This is a genomic window from Pseudomonas sp. MPB26 (assembly GCF_046605355.1).
Classification (GTDB): domain Bacteria; phylum Pseudomonadota; class Gammaproteobacteria; order Pseudomonadales; family Pseudomonadaceae; genus Aquipseudomonas; species Aquipseudomonas cedrina.
This window is the reverse complement of the sequence record NZ_CP176793.1, coordinates 5704996-5723625: the sequence shown is the minus strand read 5'-3', so window position 1 is coordinate 5723625 and position 18630 is coordinate 5704996. Positions and strand designations below refer to the sequence as shown.

The following is an 18630-nucleotide window of genomic DNA, read 5'->3' as shown; positions in this document are numbered from 1 at the left end:
TTCATACCCTAAGGGTATTGTTCGAGACCCATTCTATATTGGATGCCTTGAAAAATAGGGAACAGAATCGGATCAAATCTAAAAAGAACTCAACAGGTATCACCATGCCCATTTGCGCCATCGAGTCGATCGAGACCATCATCGTCGACCTCCCCACCATCCGCCCACACAAGCTGGCGATGCACACCATGCAGAACCAGACCCTGGTGATCATCCGCGTGCGCTGCGCCGACGGTATCGAAGGCATTGGCGAGTCCACCACCATTGGTGGCCTGAGCTACGGCAATGAAAGCCCCGACAGCATCAAGGTCAACATCGATCGCCATTTTGCGCCGCTGCTGATCGGCCAGGACGCCAGCAATATCAATGCGGCCATGTTGCGCCTGGAGCGCAGCATTCGCGGCAACACCTTCGCCAAGTCCGGTGTCGAAAGCGCCTTGCTCGATGCGCTGGGCAAACGTCTGAACCTGCCGGCCAGCGAACTGCTCGGCGGCCGCGTGCGTGACACATTGCCGGTGGCCTGGACCCTGGCCAGCGGCAACACTGAAAAGGACATTGCCGAGGCCGAGAAGATGCTCGACCTGCGCCGCCACCGCATCTTCAAATTGAAGATCGGCGCCGGTGAGGTCGACCACGACCTGGCCCACGTGATCGCAATCAAAAAGGCCCTGGGCGACCGCGCCAGTGTGCGCGTGGACGTTAACCAGGCGTGGGACGAAGCGGTGGCATTGCGCGCCTGCAAGGTGCTCGGCGACAACGGTATCGACCTGATCGAGCAACCGATTTCACGCTATAACCGCGGCGGTATGGCGCGGCTCAATCTGTCGAGCCCGGCGCCGATCATGGCGGATGAATCCATCGAATGTGTCGAGGACGCCTTCAACCTGGCCCGTGAAGGTGCGGCGTCGGTGTTCGCCCTCAAAATCGCCAAGAACGGCGGCCCCCGCGCGGTGTTGCGTACGGCTGCGATAGCAGAAGCCGCGGGCATCGCCCTGTACGGCGGCACCATGCTCGAGGGCGGTATCGGCACCCTGGCTTCGGCGCATGCCTTCCTCACGCTGAACAAGCTGGCGTGGGACACAGAGCTGTTCGGCCCGCTGCTGCTGACCGAGGACATTCTTGCCGAACCGCTGGTGTATCGGGATTTCCACCTGCATGTCTCAACCGCCCCGGGCCTGGGCCTGACCATCGATGAGGAGCGTCTGGCGTTCTTCCGTCGTGACAAACACTGAGAGGCACGTGCCATGTTGTTCCATGTAAAAATGACCGTGAACCTGCCCCTGGACATGAACCCCGAGCGCGCGGCCAGCCTCAAGGCCGATGAGAAAGCCCTGGCACAGCGTCTGCAACAGGAGGGTAAATGGCGCCACCTGTGGCGTATCGCCGGACACTACGCCAACTTCAGCATATTTGATGTCGACAGCGTGCAAGACCTGCACGACCTGCTGATGCAACTGCCGCTCTTCCCTTATATGTCCATCGAAGTGAATGCCTTGTGCCGGCATCCTTCGTCGATCCATGAAGATGACCGCTAAGCCTGTCATTCACCCAATAATTACAAGATGAGGAACGCACCATGTCCATCCGACTGTCACAGACCGACCACGCTCAACAGTTTCTTGAAGAGGCCAGCGGCAACCTTAACGATGGCGGCAACCCGCGCACCAAGGCGTTGGTGTACCGGATTCTGCGCGACACCGTGAACATCATCGAAGACTTGGAGGTGACCCCCGAAGAATTCTGGAAGGCGGTCAACTACCTCAACGAACTGGGCAAGAACCAGGAAGCCGGGCTGCTCGTCGCCGGGCTGGGCCTGGAGCATTACCTGGACATGTTGATGGACGCCGCCGATGTCGAGGCCGGCAAGACTGGTGGCACCCCGCGTACTATCGAAGGCCCGCTTTACGTGGCCGGCGCGCCGTTGTCCAGGTACGAAGCGCGGCTGGATGATGGGACCGATGCCGCTGTGCCGCTGTTCATGCGTGGCCAGGTGCGCGACACCGACGGCAATCCCCTGGCCGGTGCGATTGTCGATGTGTGGCAGGCCAACACCGGCGGCACGTATTCTTGGTTCGACAGCAGCCAATCGGAGTTCAACCTGCGACGCCGCATCGAGACCGATGCCCAAGGCAACTACCGTTTTCGCAGCATCGTGCCGTCAGGCTATGGCTGCCCGCCGACCGGTCCGACTCAGCAGTTGCTTGACCAGCTGGGGCGTCATGGGCAGCGGCCGGCGCATATCCATTTCTTTATCTCGGCCCCGGGTTATCGTCACCTGACCACGCAGATCAACCTGTCGGATGACCCGTACCTGCACGATGACTTTGCGTATGCGACACGGGATGAACTGATCGCCGAAATCCGCTTCAGCGACGATCAACAGCTGGCGCAGGAGTTGGGCGTGCAAGGGCGCTTTGCGCAGATTGATTTCGACTTTGAGCTGCAGGTGGCCGCTGCGCCGGTAGAGCAGCAGCGCATGCAGCGTGTTCGTGCGCTCGAGGATTGAGCGCGAACAAAATGTGCGCATGGGCAGGGCTTACAGCCAGTATTTCGCGGAGGCTAGTCGTCGCTTGCTGGCGCTGTTTGCACGGGCGATGGCCAGCGAGATGCGCGACCGCGCGCAGGAGCGGCAACATCATGTGTTGTCCGCCGCGTTACCGTCCCAGACGATCATGACGCGCGCCAACATCCTGGCTAGGCGGGAGGCCATTATCGATGATCTGTGACGGAGTCCCTAGATAGCTTAAAACAGGCTCCGACACTGGCCAAGTGGATCACACGGAGCCTGTACACCGAAGGGATTGAAATCCGATGAGCAGATTCGCACGCTGCTGCGTGAGCGCACCGATAGCGTCTACTACTACAGTTTGATAGCCCGTGCCGACGCAGCAGCATGTTGAGCGTACAGGCTTCACTGTCCTGCTTAGCCAGATATGCAAGCATCAATCTGTCATCACTCGCGCCGCATTTTGCCGTAGATGATCTAAATAGTCAGCCCATTGTTGAGCCGCTTCCCGGCGCTGTACTAGTAATTGCGCGCGGGCATACACAGCCCCCAACGCACCTGGCATCCGGTGGGATAAGGACAGTTCGAGCACGATTGGATCGATACCTAAGTGCTCATGGGCAATGGTCCGGTAGGTGGCGCGAAAGCCGTGGGCGGTGATGCCTTACTCCGGCCAGATGCGCTGGAAAGACTTGAGCGTGGAGGTCGGATTGATGGAGCGACCCGGATAGACAGGCGAGACGAACACCCAGCCTTTGCCTTCTTCATCGACCACTCGGTTTTTATGCAGCTCGCGCAACAGAACCAGGGCTTGCTCAGGCAACGGCACGATATGTTTGCTCTTGTCCAGATGCTTGGTCTTGCCGACCACGTAACGCCAATCGGCGCCCACCAAGTCGACGTCTTCCCAGCGCATTTGCACCAATTCGCCTGGGCGGACTGGCAACATGACCAGCAGGCGCATTGCGGCGGCAACGCTGCCGTGACTGCAGTCATCCAGTCGCAGCAAAAACCTGCCCAGGTCTGCGGGCCTTTCGATCGCTGGGTTGCTGGTTACGACATGGCGGATCTTCAACTCCTCAATATTGCTGAGAGCTACGTTGCGCTCCACCCAGCCGCGCCCCTCGGCAAAGCTCAGGACAGCCCGGAGATGGTGCGCACTCGCCGGGCCATGGCCATGGTGCGCTGGCGACGCAGTTCGGTGATGATCGTGGTGATGTGTTCCAGCTTAATTTCGCTGACCGGCTGTTTGCCAATGGCTGGCAAGATGTGGTTATTCAGCGCCCCGCGAAACCCCGCGATGGATTTGGTCACCAACTCGGCAGATTTAAATGCCAACCATTGCTCGGCCACATAAGCGAAGGTGCGCTCTTCATTGAGCAACTGTGCCTCGATCCTGGTCGTCTTGGCCTTGAGCGGAGCGATGTGATTGGCCACGTCTCGGCGTGCACTGCGAGCGATGTCGCGCGCCTCTTTCAATCCGATGTCGGGATAAGCACCGATGGAGAACCGGTTTTCCTTGCCGTGCAGCCGATACTTCAAGCGCCAGACCTTTGAAGGGGCTTTTCCTGGCTTGCTCGACGCCCTCACCTCCAAGTAGAGGCCAGGGACTTCGCCGTCGGCGTGCTTACCGGGTTCGGTCAAGGCGTGGATGAAAGCATCGCTGAGTTTTCGTCTGAAAACAGCAGCATTAGCGGTTGCCATCGGTGGGGGCATAATTTTTGAAAACCAAAATTTTGCCCCCAAGCACCCTGGAATCCATTGGATTTAGACGGATGGCAGCGGACTAAAAGTCGTGGTAACTAACTGTTAATAATAGGTTTTTGGATCTTTTTGGAATTCAGTTACAAACTCTCGGGATCCCCGAAAAACATCTGAATACGGGACCGCAACCACCGCTCACCCGGATCATTATCCTGCGACCCACGCCACGCCATGTGCAGCTCGAAACTGCGCACCGGCAACGGTGGGTCTTCCGCTCGCAGGCCACCGGCCGAGGTCAATGCCTGCGCCGCGTAATCCGGCACGGTCGCCAGGATATCGGTGCCCGCGAGCAACGTGCCCAGGCCGTTGAACTGCGGCACGGCCAATACCACGTGGCGTTTGCGGCCGAGCTTCTCCAGTTCCTCATCGATGAACCCGCTCAAGTCACCGGCAAACGAAACCAATGCGTGGGGGCGGGCGCAGAAGTCGTCCAGGCTCAGGGAGCCCGGTACGCTGTCGGCGCGCAGCAGTTTCGGCAAGCTGCGGCGCAGTACTTTGCGCTTGGCGTTGGCCGGCAGGTCGGCGGTATAGCTCACACCGATTGAGATTTCGCCGGAAGCCAGCAGGCCGGGCATCAGGATGTAGTTGACGCGGCGCACCACCAGGACGATGCCGGGGGATTCGGCGCGCAGGCGTTTGAGCAGTGGGGGCAGCAGGGCGAATTCGACATCATCGGACAGGCCGATGCGGAACACGGCCGTGCTGGTGGCCGGGTCGAATTCGGCGGCGCGGCTGACGGCGGTGGAAATCGAGTCCAGGGCCGGGGAGAGCAGGGCGAAGATTTCTACCGCCCGGGCCGACGGCTCCATGCTGCGGCCGGTGCGCACGAACAGCGGGTCATCAAACAGCCCGCGCAGGCGTGACAACGCCGCACTGATGGCCGGCTGGCCGAGGAACAGTTTCTCGGCGGCGCGCGTCACGCTGCGCTCATGCATCAAGGTTTCGAATACGATCAAGAGATTTAGGTCGACACGACGCAGGTCGTTACGGTTCATCTTGTGTCCTGGAAGAGTCAGCTGACTTGACGAAAGCGATCATATAAGAGCCCCGGAGATTCCATTTGGAAGCATGACCGGCATGAATCTTACGGGGAAAGGCTGTTACTCTGCACAGGAAAATTGAGTTTTCCTACGATACATGAAGGCTATTCCGCAGAGGCGGAATCAATGATGGGCATGTTGACTATTAATGGCGACCGGTGGTCTTACCCGCAAAGCCCAGATAGAGTTCATGGCATTAGACGTTACTTTGACGAGGTTTGCGATGTCCCGCACGATTCGTTTTCACAAGTTTGGTCCGGCCGAGGTGCTCAAATGCGAAGAGCATGCAGCCGCGCAGCCCGCACCGGGCGAAGTGCAGGTGCGTGTCGAGGCGATTGGCATCAGCTGGTATGACATTTTGTGGCGCCAGAACCTGGCGTCGTCCCACGCTCGTTTGCCGTCCGGCCTTGGCCACGAGATGGCCGGCGTAGTCGTTGCTGTTGGCGACGGCGTGGATGACCTGGCCGTGGGCGATAAGGTGGCCAGTTTTCCGGCCGAGAGCCCCAATGATTACCCGGTGTATGGCGAGCAGATCGTCCTGCCCCGTTCGGCCTTGACCCGGTACCCGGATGTCTTGAGTCCTATCGAGGCGAGCGTGCATTACACGCCGCTACTGATTGCCTACTTTGCGTACATGGACCTGGCACGGGTCAAGCCCGGGCAATTTGCCCTGGTGACTGACGCGAGCCACTGCGCCGGTCCGTCCTTTGTGCAATTGGGCAAGGCCTTGGGGGCGCGGGTGATTGCCGCCACCAAGGACAGCGCCGAGCGCGAGTACCTGTTGTCTTTGGGGGCCGAAAAAGTCATCGTCACCGAAGAGCAGGACCTGCTGATGCAAATCAACAAGTTCACCGACAACCGCGGTGTCGACGTGGTGTTCGATGGCTTGGGCGGCCCGCAGATGTCGTTGCTCGGCGATGTATTGGCCCCGCGTGGCAGCTTGGTGCTGTATGGCTTGCAGGGCGGCAACCAGACCCCATTCCCGGCGTGTGCGGCGTTCCAGAAGAATATTCAGTTCTTTGTGCACTGCATCGGCAACTTCACCGGCAAACCGGAGCTCGGCATCGTTCAGGACCAAGTGGCCTTGCAGCGGGCCCTGCGGGATATCAACCAACTGACCGCCGACCGCGTGCTGGTGCCGCTGAAAACCACCGTGTTCCCCTTCAGTCAGTTCGTCGAAGCGCACCGCTATATGGACGAATGCCCGTGTCGCGAGCGTGTTGCCTTGCAGGTTGAAGCTGTTTAGGGCGTAGGAATGTTCTCAAATGAGCATTCCTCGTCGATGGCAAAGGGGGCAAATGCGCCATATGACAGGGCTTAACTTAGAGTGCCCATCAGGTGCCAAGCTGGCACTTTAACCCCTGAATCCTGAGTTTTTCACTGACGCCGCCCTGAATTCCAGCGCGGCGTCTTTGTGTCCGCGTGATTTACCGAGCGGCCGTGATTCATCTGCATGGGTTTCCGGCAGGGTTCTGTATCTATTAATCATTATTCCAGCACCGATAATTGCGCCTTCACTTTCATCTCAAGGACTGAGCAATGATCGATTGTCTGACACTTGCGTCGCGAGCGCCTGCAACTAATGTCGCGGTATCCACAGTGCGCCAGGGATATAGGCGTGCCCGTGGGCGGCGTCAATACAATAAGTGGGAAAGTTTGTCGTGGTTATTTGTAAGACGCTTCTTTTAATAGCTAGTCAAAGGCGTGTAAGAATTCGTCGGAAGAATCCTAGGACCATGATCGGGTCCAGCCAAGCCCAGTAAAACCCGCGTATCACGGCGTTTCAGGGGCTTGGTACTGCACGAAAGGCACCCATGCCAGTTTGTTATGCGGTGCTAGTGTCTAGTCATCAGCGCACAAGGCGCACGCACATTTCTTACACGCGTAACAGGTCGAGCAAATACTGTCAGCAGTTGCTTGGAATTGATATTTGAACTCAGGTAATAGAATGATGAGCACTATTCACGAGCAGGCAATGTCTTATGTTTATCAGCAAGTTCTTCAACGTTTGATCGGGCATTTTACTCGCGAAGAGCGAACGGCCCTTCAGTTGCTGGTCCAGCGAATCATTGTCGCGGCCGGAAGCTTGGAGCAAGTAGGCGGGTACAAAGTGCTGGTTGCCCACGGCGGTGGCGAAGTGAGCAGCTACACATTGGCGCTGTTGCGTGCCGCGCAGTTGACGATCGCTGGGCGAGCCCCGCGCACCTTCCACTTGCGGGTCGCGACATTGAGGCATGCGGGAATGACCGAGAGCACCCTCGACGGCCTCAATCAGGGCTATGGGCGCCTGTTTCTGCACGACGATCCAAGGGTCGAGCTGTTGATGGTGGAAAACCAGGAAGTCTTGCCCTTCAACCATCTGCGACCCGCCTCGACCTTGGGCCGACAAGTCAGCCAGCGCAACATGCTGATGATGGGGCACCTGAGTTCCGGCGACTGCCGCGCCACCTTGTGCAGCGACACCTACCTGGCGCTGGGGGATTTTTACCAGCGCGTCACCTGTTGGCATGGCGGGGTGCATGCGTTGGTCAGTGGTGACTCACCGCGCAAGCAAAGTCATTTTCTTGCCTGGCTCAAGAACATGGCAAGCGGTGCGGGTGTGGCCATGCCCGATGCGTGGCCGTCTTCGCTCACTGGCCTGTTTGCCCACATGGACGAATGGAGTACCGGTTATTACCGCGATGTGTACGGCGAACATTATGTCGAGAGCGAACACCCCAGCAAAGCCAGTCATCGCCATCTGGCCTACATCAGCGTCGCAGATTTGCTGGACGACGTAGACCTGCGTACCTCGACCATGCTCACCGAGTTCATGGCCTTTGCCCCTGACCCCATGGGTTTTCACTTCAGCCATCCGAGCTATTCCAGCCCGCGGCTGATGGCCCATCTGCGCGGGCTGCAGGCCGAGTGCCTGCGAGACCTGACCTATGAAGAAGGGGTGCAGGGTTTTATCCAGCAGTCAGCCAGGCGGCTGCCGGAGGCGTTTCTGGCGCAGGCGGGGACCCATGAGGGGCGCATCGAATCCAGTGCCTATGCCCAGCAGTTTTTTGGCTTGGACGAGACCCAATTGATCTGTCTGCTGTTTTCACCGTTTATCCACCACGGTGAACGCCTGGAAAGTTATTTGCGCCAATGCCACCCAGGCATGCTGGTTGCGCTGCCTGAGCTGCACAAGGTCCTGCAGGGCCAGCTATCCGCCGACATGCTGCAACAGTGGGCCACCGACACCAGCGGCTTACCGTTGCCCTTGTTGCAACACCTGTATCGCAAGCGTTCGCTGGCCAATGCGGGCGGCAAATTGCGCAGTGCCGGCGTCACTGTCAATGGCAGTGGGCAGGCCTGTCAATTGTCCGGACGATGACCCCGCGCGGCGAACGGCGGGTGGATTTCGCCTATCAGGCGGTCTACCGCTACATGATCAACCTGATCAATGACGTCAGTACCGATGCGCGTGTAAAGCTGCCGTCCCTGCGGCAGTTGGCGGGGCGGCTGAACGTGTCGATCTCGACGGTCCAGTACGCCTACTCGTTGCTTGAGAAGGAAGGCAGGATCTATTCAGTCGCCAAGTCGGGTTATTACGCCTGGCCTCTGTCGGCAAACCCGGCGGCGGGCGCGGGCGGAGACCTGCTTGACCGGCTCTACGCAGCGGCGCGGCGCCCGGGCATGGTGGTGCTCAGTGGGGACGATCCTTCCCTGCTTGCACCATTGGACAGCAGCCTGTTGCGCCTGGAACGCGAGCTGGTGCGCCAATACCCGCGGCAGTTGCAACCCTGGGCCCAACCTTGCGGTGTGTGGGAGCTGCGCGCGGCGCTGGCGGCGCGTTATACCTCATCGCCTACGCGCTGCTGGCATGCCGATGACGTCTACATAGGGGCCGATTTGCGCGGGGTGTTGGACATTCTCATTGACGTCCTGGGCCTGAAGGGAACCACGGTGATTGTGGAATCACCGTGCGACTGGCTGGTACTGCGCCTGTTCCAGGACGCCGGGGTGCGTATTATCGAGTTGCCTTGGACGCCCCAAGGCCGCCTGGATCTGGTGACGCTGGACCAATTACTCTGCGATGAACCAGTGCACCTGGTGTTGCTGTCCTCCAAAGTCAGCCTGCCGGCAGGGGCCGCCATACCGACCCAGGACCGCCTGGCCGTGGCGCAGATGCTCGATCAATACGGTTGCTGGCTGTTGGAAAACGACACCTTTGGCGAATTGGGCTTCAAGGAACCGCATGCGGCACTGCACGAGCTGGTGAACCCTGAGCGGTTGATGGTGTTTTCGTCTTTCGAGAAAGTATTGGGGTCGGAAGCACCTTATGGTTATCTGCTCTCTCGACGCATGAGCAGCGAGTTGCAGCGTCAGTTTTTGCTGCGCTCCTTTCGCCTATCGTCGATCCGCCAGCGCGCCATTGCCCGCCTGTATCAAAGCGGGCGCATCGACCAGCACCTGCGCGCGCTGCGCCTGCAGCTATGCCAGCAGGCAGAGGAGATGCAGCAACGCCTCGATCAGCACCTGGGTGACCAGGTGGCCTACCGTGCGCCGGCTGCCGGGGCAACGTTCTGGCTGGGCTCCACAAGGCCGGTGGATATGCGCCAGGTGTTCCAGCGTTTGCTCGCCCAGCAGGTGGTGATTGCACCGGGTGAGCTGTTCAGCGTCAGCGGCCTGCATCAGCAGCATTTGCGCCTGAGCCACACCTTCCACGGGCAGGCTAACCTGGATATTGCCCTGGCGGCGATAAGCCAGGCGCTACGTCAGGCACAGACGGAATGATTGCCCGAAGTTTCTCTTAACTTTGTAGGATCGATAACGTCGCGCAGCAGTCGAACTCTCAGTAAACTGCCTTCATTTCCGAATTCTTCTTTGCGAGGTCCATGCATGACAATCAGTCCTTTTGCGGGCAAGCCGGCGCCAGCCCAGTTGCTGGTGGATCTCCCGCGACTGGTCACGGCCTATTACACTGGCCGGCCTGATGCAGCCATCTCCACTCAACGCGTCGCTTTCGGTACCTCGGGGCACCGTGGCAGCTCGTTCGATTTGAGTTTCAACGAGTGGCACGTACTGGCCATCAGCCAGGCCATTTGCCTGTACCGCGAAGCCCAGGGCATCGATGGCCCTTTGTTTGTCGGCTTAGACACCCACGCGCTGTCCACGCCTGCCGGTGCCAGCGCCCTGGAAGTGCTCGCCGCCAACGGTGTGCACGTGATGCTGGCCGAAGGCGATGAGTACACGCCGACCCCGGCGATTTCCCACGCGATCATCTGCTACAACCGTGGCCGTACCCGTGGCTTGGCCGACGGCATCGTGATCACGCCGTCGCACAACCCACCGCAAAGTGGCGGCTACAAATACAACCCGCCCAACGGCGGCCCGGCCGATACTCACGTGACCAAGTGGATCGAAGCCAAGGCCAATGAACTGCTGGCCAATCAACTGGCCGGGGTCAAGCGCATGCCCCATGCCCAGGCACTCAAAGCCGATACCACCCATCGCCATGATTACCTCAACAGCTACGTGGCTGACCTGGTCAATGTGATCGATATGGACGCCATCCGCAGCGCAGACCTGCGCCTGGGCGTGGACCCATTGGGTGGCGCCGGCGTGCGCTACTGGTCGGCGATTGCCGAGCATTACCGATTGAATCTGGAGGTGGTGAACACTGAAGTCGACGCCACGTTCCGCTTCATGAGCGTTGACTGGGACGGCCAGATCCGCATGGACCCGTCCTCCAGCTACGCCATGCAAGGCCTTATCGGCCTCAAGGAACGCTTTGACGTGGCCTTCGCCTGCGACCCGGACCACGACCGCCACGGCATCGTCACCCCGTCCGGTGGCTTGTTGGCACCCAACAATTACCTGGCGGTGTCCATCGACTACCTGTTCCAGAACCGTCCCGATTGGCGCGCCGACGCGGCCGTGGGCAAGACTGTGGTCAGCAGCGGCCTGATCGACCGCGTGGCTGCGCGCATCGGCCGTCGTCTGTACGAAGTGCCGGTGGGTTTCAAATGGTTCGCCGACGGCTTGTTCGAAGGTTCCTTGGGGTTTGGCGGCGAAGAAAGCGCCGGTGCGTCGTTCCTGCGCAAGGATGGTACGGTCTGGAGCACGGATAAGGACGGCTTGATCCCCGCGCTGCTGGCGGCGGAAATGACCTCGCGCAAAGGCCAGGACCCCAGCCAGATCTACCGCGGCCTGACCGACGCCCTAGGCGAGCCGTTCGCGATTCGCGTGGATGCCAAGGCCACTCCGGCGCAGAAAGCCTTGCTGGGCAAATTGTCGCCCGACCAAGTGACCTCCACCGAGTTGGCTGGCGAAAGCATCCAGCAGATTCTCAGCCACGCGCCGGGCAACAACCAGGCGATCGGTGGGCTGAAGGTGATGACCGAAAACGGCTGGTTCGCCGCACGGCCATCGGGTACCGAGGACATCTACAAGATCTACGCCGAGAGCTTTATCGGTGAAGATCACCTCAAGCAGTTGGTGGAAGAGGCGCAGGTGCTGGTGGACGGCGCCATCACCCAATAACGCTGAAATACAAGGTGTAGTGAGCGGGCTCGCCCCGCGCTGGGGGGGCGGTGCGACGATTCGACGAGCTCGCTCACTACAGTTTCAGGCCAGATCCACCAGTACGATCTCGCTGTCTTCAAGCGCGGTCACCCGCAACACCTGCTCATCTTCAACCGCGACACCGTCTCGAGCTTGTGCACGCAGACCATTGACTTCAATCACTCCCGTCGCAGGTACAAGGTAGGCGCGACGCCCACTCTCAAGTCGATATTCGGCACTTTCCCCAGCCTTCAGGTTCGCCGCCACCAAGCGTGCATCAGCACGGATTCGCAGGCTCTCGCTGTCTCCCGCCTTGCCACTGGCAAGGGTCACAAAGCCTTCCAGGCCGCCTTTGGGAAACGGCTTGGCGCCCCACGACGGCGGCAGACCGGCTTCGTTGGGAATAATCCAGATCTGGAAAATCTTGGTCGGCGTGTCTTCCAGGTTGTACTCGCTGTGGGCGATCCCGGTGCCCGCGCTCATCACCTGCACATCGCCTGCCTCGGTGCGGCCCTTGTTGCCGAGGTTGTCGGCATGGCTGATAGCACCTTCACGCACATAGGTAATGATCTCCATGTCGCGATGCGAGTGCTGCGGGAAGCCGGTGCCTGGCGCGATGATGTCATCGTTCCAGACCCGCAGGTTGCCCCAGTGCATGCGCTTGGGGTCGTGGTACTCGGCAAACGAGAAGTGGTGATGGGCGTCAAGCCAGCCATGATGGGCGCCGCCCAGGGAATTGAAAGGTCGAAGTTCAAGCATGATCGTCTCCTGTGGATGGCAGTTATGATCCTGCAGCTGATGATCGATAAAAAGCGTAAAAACTGCCTGATTCCTATCAGCCTATTAGATAGGTTGCTGGCGTTTTGACTTTCAGTTCATCGCCTAACTGCATGAACGCAAAGCAATTGGCTGGAATTGAGCGTCGATTCCGGCGACCATGGCGCCTGTGTCAGCATCACACTCACCGCAGGAGTCCGCGTGTCGCTACAACCGCCTGATTTGCCCACTGATCTTCCCGTTGAGCTGCGCCCGCTGGCTGAAATGCCTTGGCTCAAACGCCTGGCCGCGCGCCTGTTTGGCCATGGCCTCACGCGTTTGCGCGCCCAGCACCGGTTTTCCTGGCTGCATGGGCAAGCCGATGGCTTTCGCAGCGGGCATGAAGCGGGCGTCGAGTACGGCTATCGCGAGGGCAAGGCCGAGGGCATCGAGGAAGGCCGGCAGGTTCTGCTGATCCGCGATTTGCGCCCGGATGAGCACCGTGCGCCGGGTATCGACGACAATCTGTTCGATGATTGGCGCCTGCCGCTTACCGCCGAGTTGAAGAAGCGTATCAAGGCGGATGTCGCGCGCTTGCTGCCCGCCCACGCTCAGCCGAGCACGGCGCAATGGAAGATGATTTTCAGCGACACGCCGTCGACCTCGGTCATCGCTGGCGCCGGGGCGGGCAAATCCACGTCGCTGGTATTGCGGATTGTGTTGCTCACCCACTACCTGGGCTTCGAACTCAGCTCCATGACAGTGGTGACCTTTACCCGCGAATCCCGTAAAGACTTCATCAACAAGCTCATGGAGATTCTTGGCCTTTGGGGCCAACCCCTCGGGTTGAAAGAAGCCCAGGCCGTGGTGCGCACCTTCCACTCGCGCATCCTGCCGATGGTACGCAGCCTGCCGGGTTTTGAGCGCCTGCAAGCGTTCGAAAACCTCAGCTCGGGCTTTGAAGACGCCGACAGCAACCCCTTTGACCTGCGCATCAACGAAGCCCAGCGCCAGCAGATGAACGCCTGTTACCACCGGCTGCACGGTCACCATGCGCGCTTTCGGGAGCTGATCGCGCCGCTGGCGCGCCACGGGCTGCAGCTCAAGGCGCTGGAACGGGATCATCCCGACGTACAAAAACGCGTGGCCGTGACCGAACTGGCCGCCAAGCGTGATGAAGAACTCTGCGACGTGATCGAGGACCTGTGGTTCCGCGCGGGCGCCTGGCCGATCAAGGGCATTGAGCCCAATCGCCAGACCGTCGAGATCAACGGCGCTCAATTTCACTGCCATGGCTATATTCCCGAGCTGGACGCCTGGGTGGTACTGGGCTTCGACTCGCGGGAAAACGCCGGCATCAGCCGGCCGAACTCGAAACTGTCGGTGCGTGCAGAGTGGGCTGTAAAACGCACCCTATTTCAAGCTTTTTGCCATAACTCGTTGATATGGTTCGATAATTATGAGTCTTCAAAGCGCTTGTTAAGCAGCTTGGCCGGTGATGCCACCGCCGGGCCGGGCTTTGACTACAAGGTCAAGGGCGAGTTGTCCTCGGCGCCGTTGCTGGACAGTTTCGTGATGGCGGCGGGGTTTATCGAAAACCTGGGGCTCGACGTGCCGAACGCTGTTGGGCAGATGAGCTTTGCCAAGGACGACCCGGACCGCTTCTTTTTTGAAGCCCTGGGCATTTACTGGAAGGCCCTGGAAGATCATCTGCTCGACCAGTCGCCCCCGATCATGACCTATAACCGCATGTTTTCGCTGTTCGGCGAAAATACCCCGGAAAACCTCAAGCTGCTCAGCGACCCGCTGTTACGGCCAATGTCGCACCTGATGATCGATGAATTCCAGGACGTTTCGCCGCAAATCGTCTCGTGGATTCGCGCCAGCCTGCGGGAAATCCGCAGCCGTGGCCCGGCCATGCACGTTGGGCGTGGCGCACAGCAGTCATCGCTGCTGTGCGTGGGGGATGACTGGCAGTCGATTTACGGCTGGCGTGGTAGTTCGCCCAAATACTTCATGGCGTTCAACCAAGAGTTTCTATCTCCGGCCACCACCCGCGTGATGCTGGGTGAGAACTACCGCAGCCATCAGCACATCATCGACGCGGCCGAACACATCGTGCGCGCCGCGCCGACGATCCCTGGCAAGAAGGCCAAGGCCAGCGGGGCGCCCAAGGCGTTGGTGCCGGTCAAGGTGCTGGAAAGGGCCGACGCGGCAATGGGCCAGCGATTGCTGGAGCACTATCAAAAGGGTGATTCAGTCTTGATGCTTTATCGAAAAAGCAGCGATAAGTTGTTGATTCAAGAGCATATTCAGTCTGTAGTTAATGCAGATTCTAGCTTGCCGCGCGAGGCGCGCAGGCTCAAGCAATTGACTTACCACAGTGCCAAGGGGCTGCAAGCCGACGCGGTATTCCTGCTTGGGGATTGCCAGCATGTCACCAGCTCACCCTATAAAAACCAGGTGTACCGCATGGCGGGCCTGGGCAAGGACGGGGACAATGAGCCCTATGACAATGCGCAAAAGGACGAAGTGTTGCGCCTGGCGTATGTGGGAATCACCCGGGCGGTGAGCCATTGCTATTGGTATGTGGAAAAGCCCGAAGGCCAGGCAGTGAATGTACCCAGGGCTTCGGAGCGAGTGGACGGTAAAAAAGCATTTTTTGATGATCAACGAAGTTAACGGTAAGTAACGACACTAAATGTGGGAGCGGGCTTGCTCGCGAAAGCGGTGATCAGTCAGCATATATGTAGCCGAAAGACCGCATTCGCGAGCAAGCCCGCTCCCACACTTGGACCTTCAATGTACGGTAGATCGTGGTCAGGCCCGCAACAATTGCGGCGGCACAAACGACGCCAGCTCATCCTCCACCGCCTCGATAATGCGCTCCACATCGGCCGCATTCATCACCGTGGCACAGGGAATGCCAGCAATGGCGATCAGGGTCTCGCCGCTGGCGCGGTCGAACAAGCGCACGATCATGCTGCCCGGCGCGTCCATGCTGCCTTCGAAACCTATCGGATGAAAGTGCCAGCGCATCAGCTGGCAGGCGTTGGGGAACGTCACTTTGTTCATGTTGCCCACCTTATTCATTGAGCGCTTCCTTTAGCTCGCGGCAGGGGGGCCAGGACCGTCAATGGTCATGGCGTGGTAGAGCTTAAAAATAGCATTCGTTCGCAATTGGCAGGTGACTTTTTTGCGCCCGTTCGGCAGTTGTCTTGACATGGATCATGTCTAGCCCATGATAGGGCGAAAGGCCATTAGTCAGCACCGCCATTTGGCGATTGTACGCGCCGGCAAAGTTCGGCAATCTCCACCGTTTGTTCGCCCCAGAGCCTGCCATGCCAGACATCGCTGCAGACGATGATGCCCTGCAATCCCAAGCCACGCGCGAGCTGGTGTTACGCCACCACCTGTGCTGGCGCCATCGGGACTTGGAGGGCGTGATGTCCTACTACCACCCGGACATCCAGTACCACGATTTCTTCCAGAACCGTGTCGTCGGTTTCGCTGACTTGCGCCAATACCTTCAAGCCAGCATGCCACGAGAGGCGGACGAGGCGATTGAACACACTGACCGCATCCGTGCCGATGGCAACACTGCGTTTATCCAGTACCGCATTACCTTGCGGGGCGGCCGAGGCCTGGTGTCGTTTCGCACCAGCGAAGCCATCACCGTGCGCGACGGGTTGATCTGGCGGGTCAACGAGTACGCGTCCCTGGTACATGAGCGGCCGGCCGAGGCCGCGCGGCCTTCGTTCAGCCGCCTGGGCCTGTCACCCCAGCAATTGGGGCACATGGCCAACGACCTGCAGCAGTATTTCGAAGGCAAACAACCCTACCTTGACCCCGAGCTGGACCTGCAGCGGGTTTCCAGGGAGTGTGGCTATAGCCGCAATCAGATTTCCTACCTGCTCAACCAAGTGCTGGGGCAAAGCTTCTATCGCTACGTCAACCAGGCCAGGCTTCAACATTTGCTGGCCGCGCGGGACAAGGCCGTGCCGCCGATAAAGATCGACGACCTGGCGTTCGCGGCCGGTTTCAACTCACTGTCGGCGTTCTACAGCGCGTTCCGCCAGCACACCGGCCAGTCGCCCAAGGCCTACGTCAAACACATTTCCCTGCGTGCACGCGCGCAAGACAGTCCCTGACCGCGCGCTCTAGGATCCACCCTATCAAAACCAGGTAGGGGAGAACCCGGCATGCAGGCATGGCGCAACATCAGCTTATGGATGGACCAGTTGGACGACCCGCTGCGCGCGCGGCCGGCCCTGGAGCATGACCTGGACGTCAACGTGGCCATTATCGGCGCCGGCTACACCGGGCTATGGACCGCGTATTACCTGAAACGCCAGGCCCCCGAGCTGAAAATCGCGATTATCGAAGCGCAAACCGCCGGTTTCGGCGCGTCGGGTCGCAATGGCGGCTGGCTGATGGGCAATCTGTTGGGCGAAGACCGCTTGCTGGCTGGCCTGAATCCCGAACAACGGCGTGCTTCGTTCGACCTGTTGCACGCCATCCCTGACGAATTGGCCCAGGTGCTGGCGCGTGAAGGCATCGAGTGTGACTACCGCAAGGGGGGCGCGCTGTACTGCGCGGCCCGTTACCCCGAGCAAGAAGGCAGCCTGCGCCGCTATCTGGACACACTCTATGCCCAGGGCCTGACCGAGGCCGACTACCGCTGGCTCAGCCCGCGGCAACTGGCCGAACAGATCCGTATCGCCAAGCCCTACGGCGGCATTTACGCGCCCCACGTCGCGACCATCAACCCCGCCAAGCTGGTGCGTGGCCTGGCGCGGGTAGTTGAGGCCATGGGCGTGGCCCTCTACGAAAACAGCGCGGTGACCCAGTGGCAGTCCGGCAGCCTGCGCACGGCGAAGGCCATTGTGCGCGCCGCCTGGGTGGTGCCGGCGGTAGAGGGCTATGCGACCACCTTGGCGCCTCTGGGCCGTTACCAACTGCCGGTACAAAGCCTGATCGTCGCCACTGAGCCGCTGCCGGCCAGTACCTGGGATGACATCGGCTTGAGCCACGGCCAGGCGTTCGGCGAAAGCAGCCGCCAGGTGACCTACGGCCAGCGTTCAGCGGATAACCGCCTGGTATTCGGCGCGCGCGGCGGTTATCGGTTCGCCGGCAAACTGCGCCACGACTTCAATTTGACTGACAGCGAAGTGGGACTGCGTCGTTACCTGTTCGGTGAGCTTTTCCCACAGCTTAAGCGCGTAAGAATCACCCATTCCTGGGGCGGCAACCTGGGTATGTCGCGCAACTTCCGACCGCACATGCTGTGCGACCACAAGACGGGTATCGCGCTGTCGGGCGGTTATGGCGGGGAGGGCGTAGGCGCCACCCACCTGGGCGGCCGAACCTTGGCCGATCTGATGCTGGGGCGTGATACCGCGCTGACCCACCAGCCCTGGGTGCTCCGCGAGCGCGGCCTCGATGCGCTCAGGCCCTGGGAGCCCGAACCGTGTCGCTGGCTGGGCTACAACGCGATCATTCGCAGTTTCGTCCATGAAGACCAGGTGCTGGCCAACCCCAACACCGCCCCTTGGCGCCGCAAGCTGGCGACCGGCGTGGCCGGGTTCATGGAAGGCTTCATGCGCTGAATTGCTTCATTCACACGGGAAAAGCCATGAGCATCACTCAATTCAAAGACACGTTGAACGCCCATCTGCCGGATTCATCGCCCGTGGCGGTGCCGCTGGGGCAATCCATCGCCGTGGCCTCGACCCTGAGCGTCGAGCGCAGCGACGGTGTCGAAACCGGCATCTGGGAATGCACCCCGGGCCGCTGGCGTCGCCAGATCATCTCCCAGGAATTTTGCCACTTCATCCAGGGCCGCTGCAGCTTCACCCCGGATACCGGGGAAACCGTCCATATAGAAGCCGGTGATGCACTGATGTTGCCGGCCAACAGCACGGGCATCTGGGATATCCAGGAAACCGTGCGCAAGACCTATGTACTGATTTTGTAACGCTTTGATCCTTGATCGCCTGCCATAACAACAGCCCTAAAACCGCCAGGAAA

The 18630-nt window shown here is 60.0% G+C and carries 15 protein-coding genes and 1 pseudogene; 12 read left to right on the top strand and 4 right to left on the bottom strand.

What is annotated here, in order from left to right:
* The first annotated feature begins 104 nt into the window (after positions 1-104).
* Genes ACLH0H_RS26095 through ACLH0H_RS26080 form a run of 4 tightly spaced genes read left to right on the top strand, consistent with a single transcriptional unit; the run spans position 105 to position 2726 of the window.
* The gene (locus ACLH0H_RS26095) at positions 105-1232 is read left to right on the top strand and encodes a muconate cycloisomerase family protein (protein WP_411380255.1); all 1128 of its coding nucleotides are present in this window, start codon (positions 105-107) and stop codon (positions 1230-1232) included.
* Between the two features lie 12 nt (positions 1233-1244).
* Positions 1245-1535, top strand: a complete 291-nt coding sequence (catC, locus tag ACLH0H_RS26090) for a muconolactone Delta-isomerase (RefSeq protein WP_411380254.1) — start codon at positions 1245-1247, stop codon at positions 1533-1535.
* Between the two features lie 41 nt (positions 1536-1576).
* Positions 1577-2506 carry a catechol 1,2-dioxygenase gene (catA, locus tag ACLH0H_RS26085; RefSeq protein WP_411380253.1) on the top strand — a complete coding sequence of 310 codons (930 nt, stop codon included), beginning with the start codon at positions 1577-1579 and terminating at the stop codon, positions 2504-2506.
* Positions 2484-2726 carry a hypothetical protein gene (locus tag ACLH0H_RS26080; RefSeq protein ID WP_411380252.1) on the top strand — a complete coding sequence of 81 codons (243 nt, stop codon included), beginning with the start codon at positions 2484-2486 and terminating at the stop codon, positions 2724-2726. Before catA ends, ACLH0H_RS26080 begins: the two co-directional genes overlap by 23 nt.
* 216 nt (positions 2727-2942) lie before the next feature.
* Here the strand turns inward: ACLH0H_RS26080 and ACLH0H_RS26075 are convergent.
* Positions 2943-4210: pseudogene (locus ACLH0H_RS26075) on the bottom strand (tyrosine-type recombinase/integrase).
* A 140-nt stretch (positions 4211-4350) separates the two neighbouring features.
* Positions 4351-5265, bottom strand: a complete 915-nt coding sequence (locus ACLH0H_RS26070; RefSeq protein ID WP_076954862.1) for a LysR family transcriptional regulator — start codon at positions 5263-5265, stop codon at positions 4351-4353.
* Positions 5266-5533: 268 nt separating this feature from the next.
* Here ACLH0H_RS26070 and ACLH0H_RS26065 point away from each other — a divergent pair, with 268 nt between their 5' ends.
* The 4 genes from ACLH0H_RS26065 to pgm all read left to right on the top strand — a co-directional run bounded on the left by ACLH0H_RS26065 (position 5534) and on the right by pgm (position 11823).
* Positions 5534-6556 (top strand): zinc-dependent alcohol dehydrogenase family protein, encoded by a 1023-nt coding sequence (locus tag ACLH0H_RS26065; protein ID WP_411380251.1) that lies wholly within the window; start codon positions 5534-5536, stop codon positions 6554-6556.
* Between the two features lie 705 nt (positions 6557-7261).
* On the top strand, positions 7262-8671 hold the full coding sequence (locus ACLH0H_RS26060; protein WP_411380250.1) for a hypothetical protein: 1410 nt from the start codon (positions 7262-7264) through the stop codon (positions 8669-8671).
* On the top strand, positions 8668-10074 hold the full coding sequence (locus ACLH0H_RS26055; protein ID WP_411380249.1) for a PLP-dependent aminotransferase family protein: 1407 nt from the start codon (positions 8668-8670) through the stop codon (positions 10072-10074). Before ACLH0H_RS26060 ends, ACLH0H_RS26055 begins: the two co-directional genes overlap by 4 nt.
* Before the next feature lie 105 nt (positions 10075-10179).
* The gene (gene pgm / locus ACLH0H_RS26050; RefSeq protein WP_411380248.1) at positions 10180-11823 is read left to right on the top strand and encodes a phosphoglucomutase (alpha-D-glucose-1,6-bisphosphate-dependent); all 1644 of its coding nucleotides are present in this window, start codon (positions 10180-10182) and stop codon (positions 11821-11823) included.
* 84 nt (positions 11824-11907) lie between these two features.
* Here the strand turns inward: pgm and ACLH0H_RS26045 are convergent, their stop codons facing one another.
* The gene (locus tag ACLH0H_RS26045; RefSeq protein ID WP_411380247.1) at positions 11908-12603 is read right to left on the bottom strand and encodes a pirin family protein; all 696 of its coding nucleotides are present in this window, start codon (positions 12601-12603) and stop codon (positions 11908-11910) included.
* Between the two features lie 219 nt (positions 12604-12822).
* Here ACLH0H_RS26045 and ACLH0H_RS26040 point away from each other — a divergent pair, with 219 nt between their 5' ends.
* Positions 12823-15282 (top strand): UvrD-helicase domain-containing protein, encoded by a 2460-nt coding sequence (locus tag ACLH0H_RS26040; RefSeq protein WP_411380246.1) that lies wholly within the window; start codon positions 12823-12825, stop codon positions 15280-15282.
* 138 nt (positions 15283-15420) lie between these two features.
* On the opposite strand, the gene ACLH0H_RS26035 is transcribed toward ACLH0H_RS26040, so the two are convergent.
* Entirely contained in the window at positions 15421-15693 is a 273-nt protein-coding gene (locus tag ACLH0H_RS26035) for a DUF1652 domain-containing protein (RefSeq protein ID WP_411380245.1), read from the bottom strand.
* Positions 15694-15941: 248 nt separating this feature from the next.
* Here ACLH0H_RS26035 and ACLH0H_RS26030 point away from each other — a divergent pair, with 248 nt between their 5' ends.
* From ACLH0H_RS26030 to ACLH0H_RS26020, 3 genes are read left to right on the top strand one after another with little or no spacing between them, the layout of a single operon-like run.
* The gene (locus ACLH0H_RS26030; protein ID WP_411380244.1) at positions 15942-16751 is read left to right on the top strand and encodes a helix-turn-helix domain-containing protein; all 810 of its coding nucleotides are present in this window, start codon (positions 15942-15944) and stop codon (positions 16749-16751) included.
* 51 nt (positions 16752-16802) lie between these two features.
* Positions 16803-18209 carry an NAD(P)/FAD-dependent oxidoreductase gene (locus tag ACLH0H_RS26025; protein ID WP_411380243.1) on the top strand — a complete coding sequence of 469 codons (1407 nt, stop codon included), beginning with the start codon at positions 16803-16805 and terminating at the stop codon, positions 18207-18209.
* A gap of 26 nt (positions 18210-18235) precedes the next feature.
* Positions 18236-18577: a cupin domain-containing protein gene (locus tag ACLH0H_RS26020; RefSeq protein ID WP_411380242.1), complete on the top strand. Its 342-nt coding sequence runs from the start codon at positions 18236-18238 to the stop codon at positions 18575-18577.
* The last annotated feature ends 53 nt before the right edge of the window (positions 18578-18630 follow it).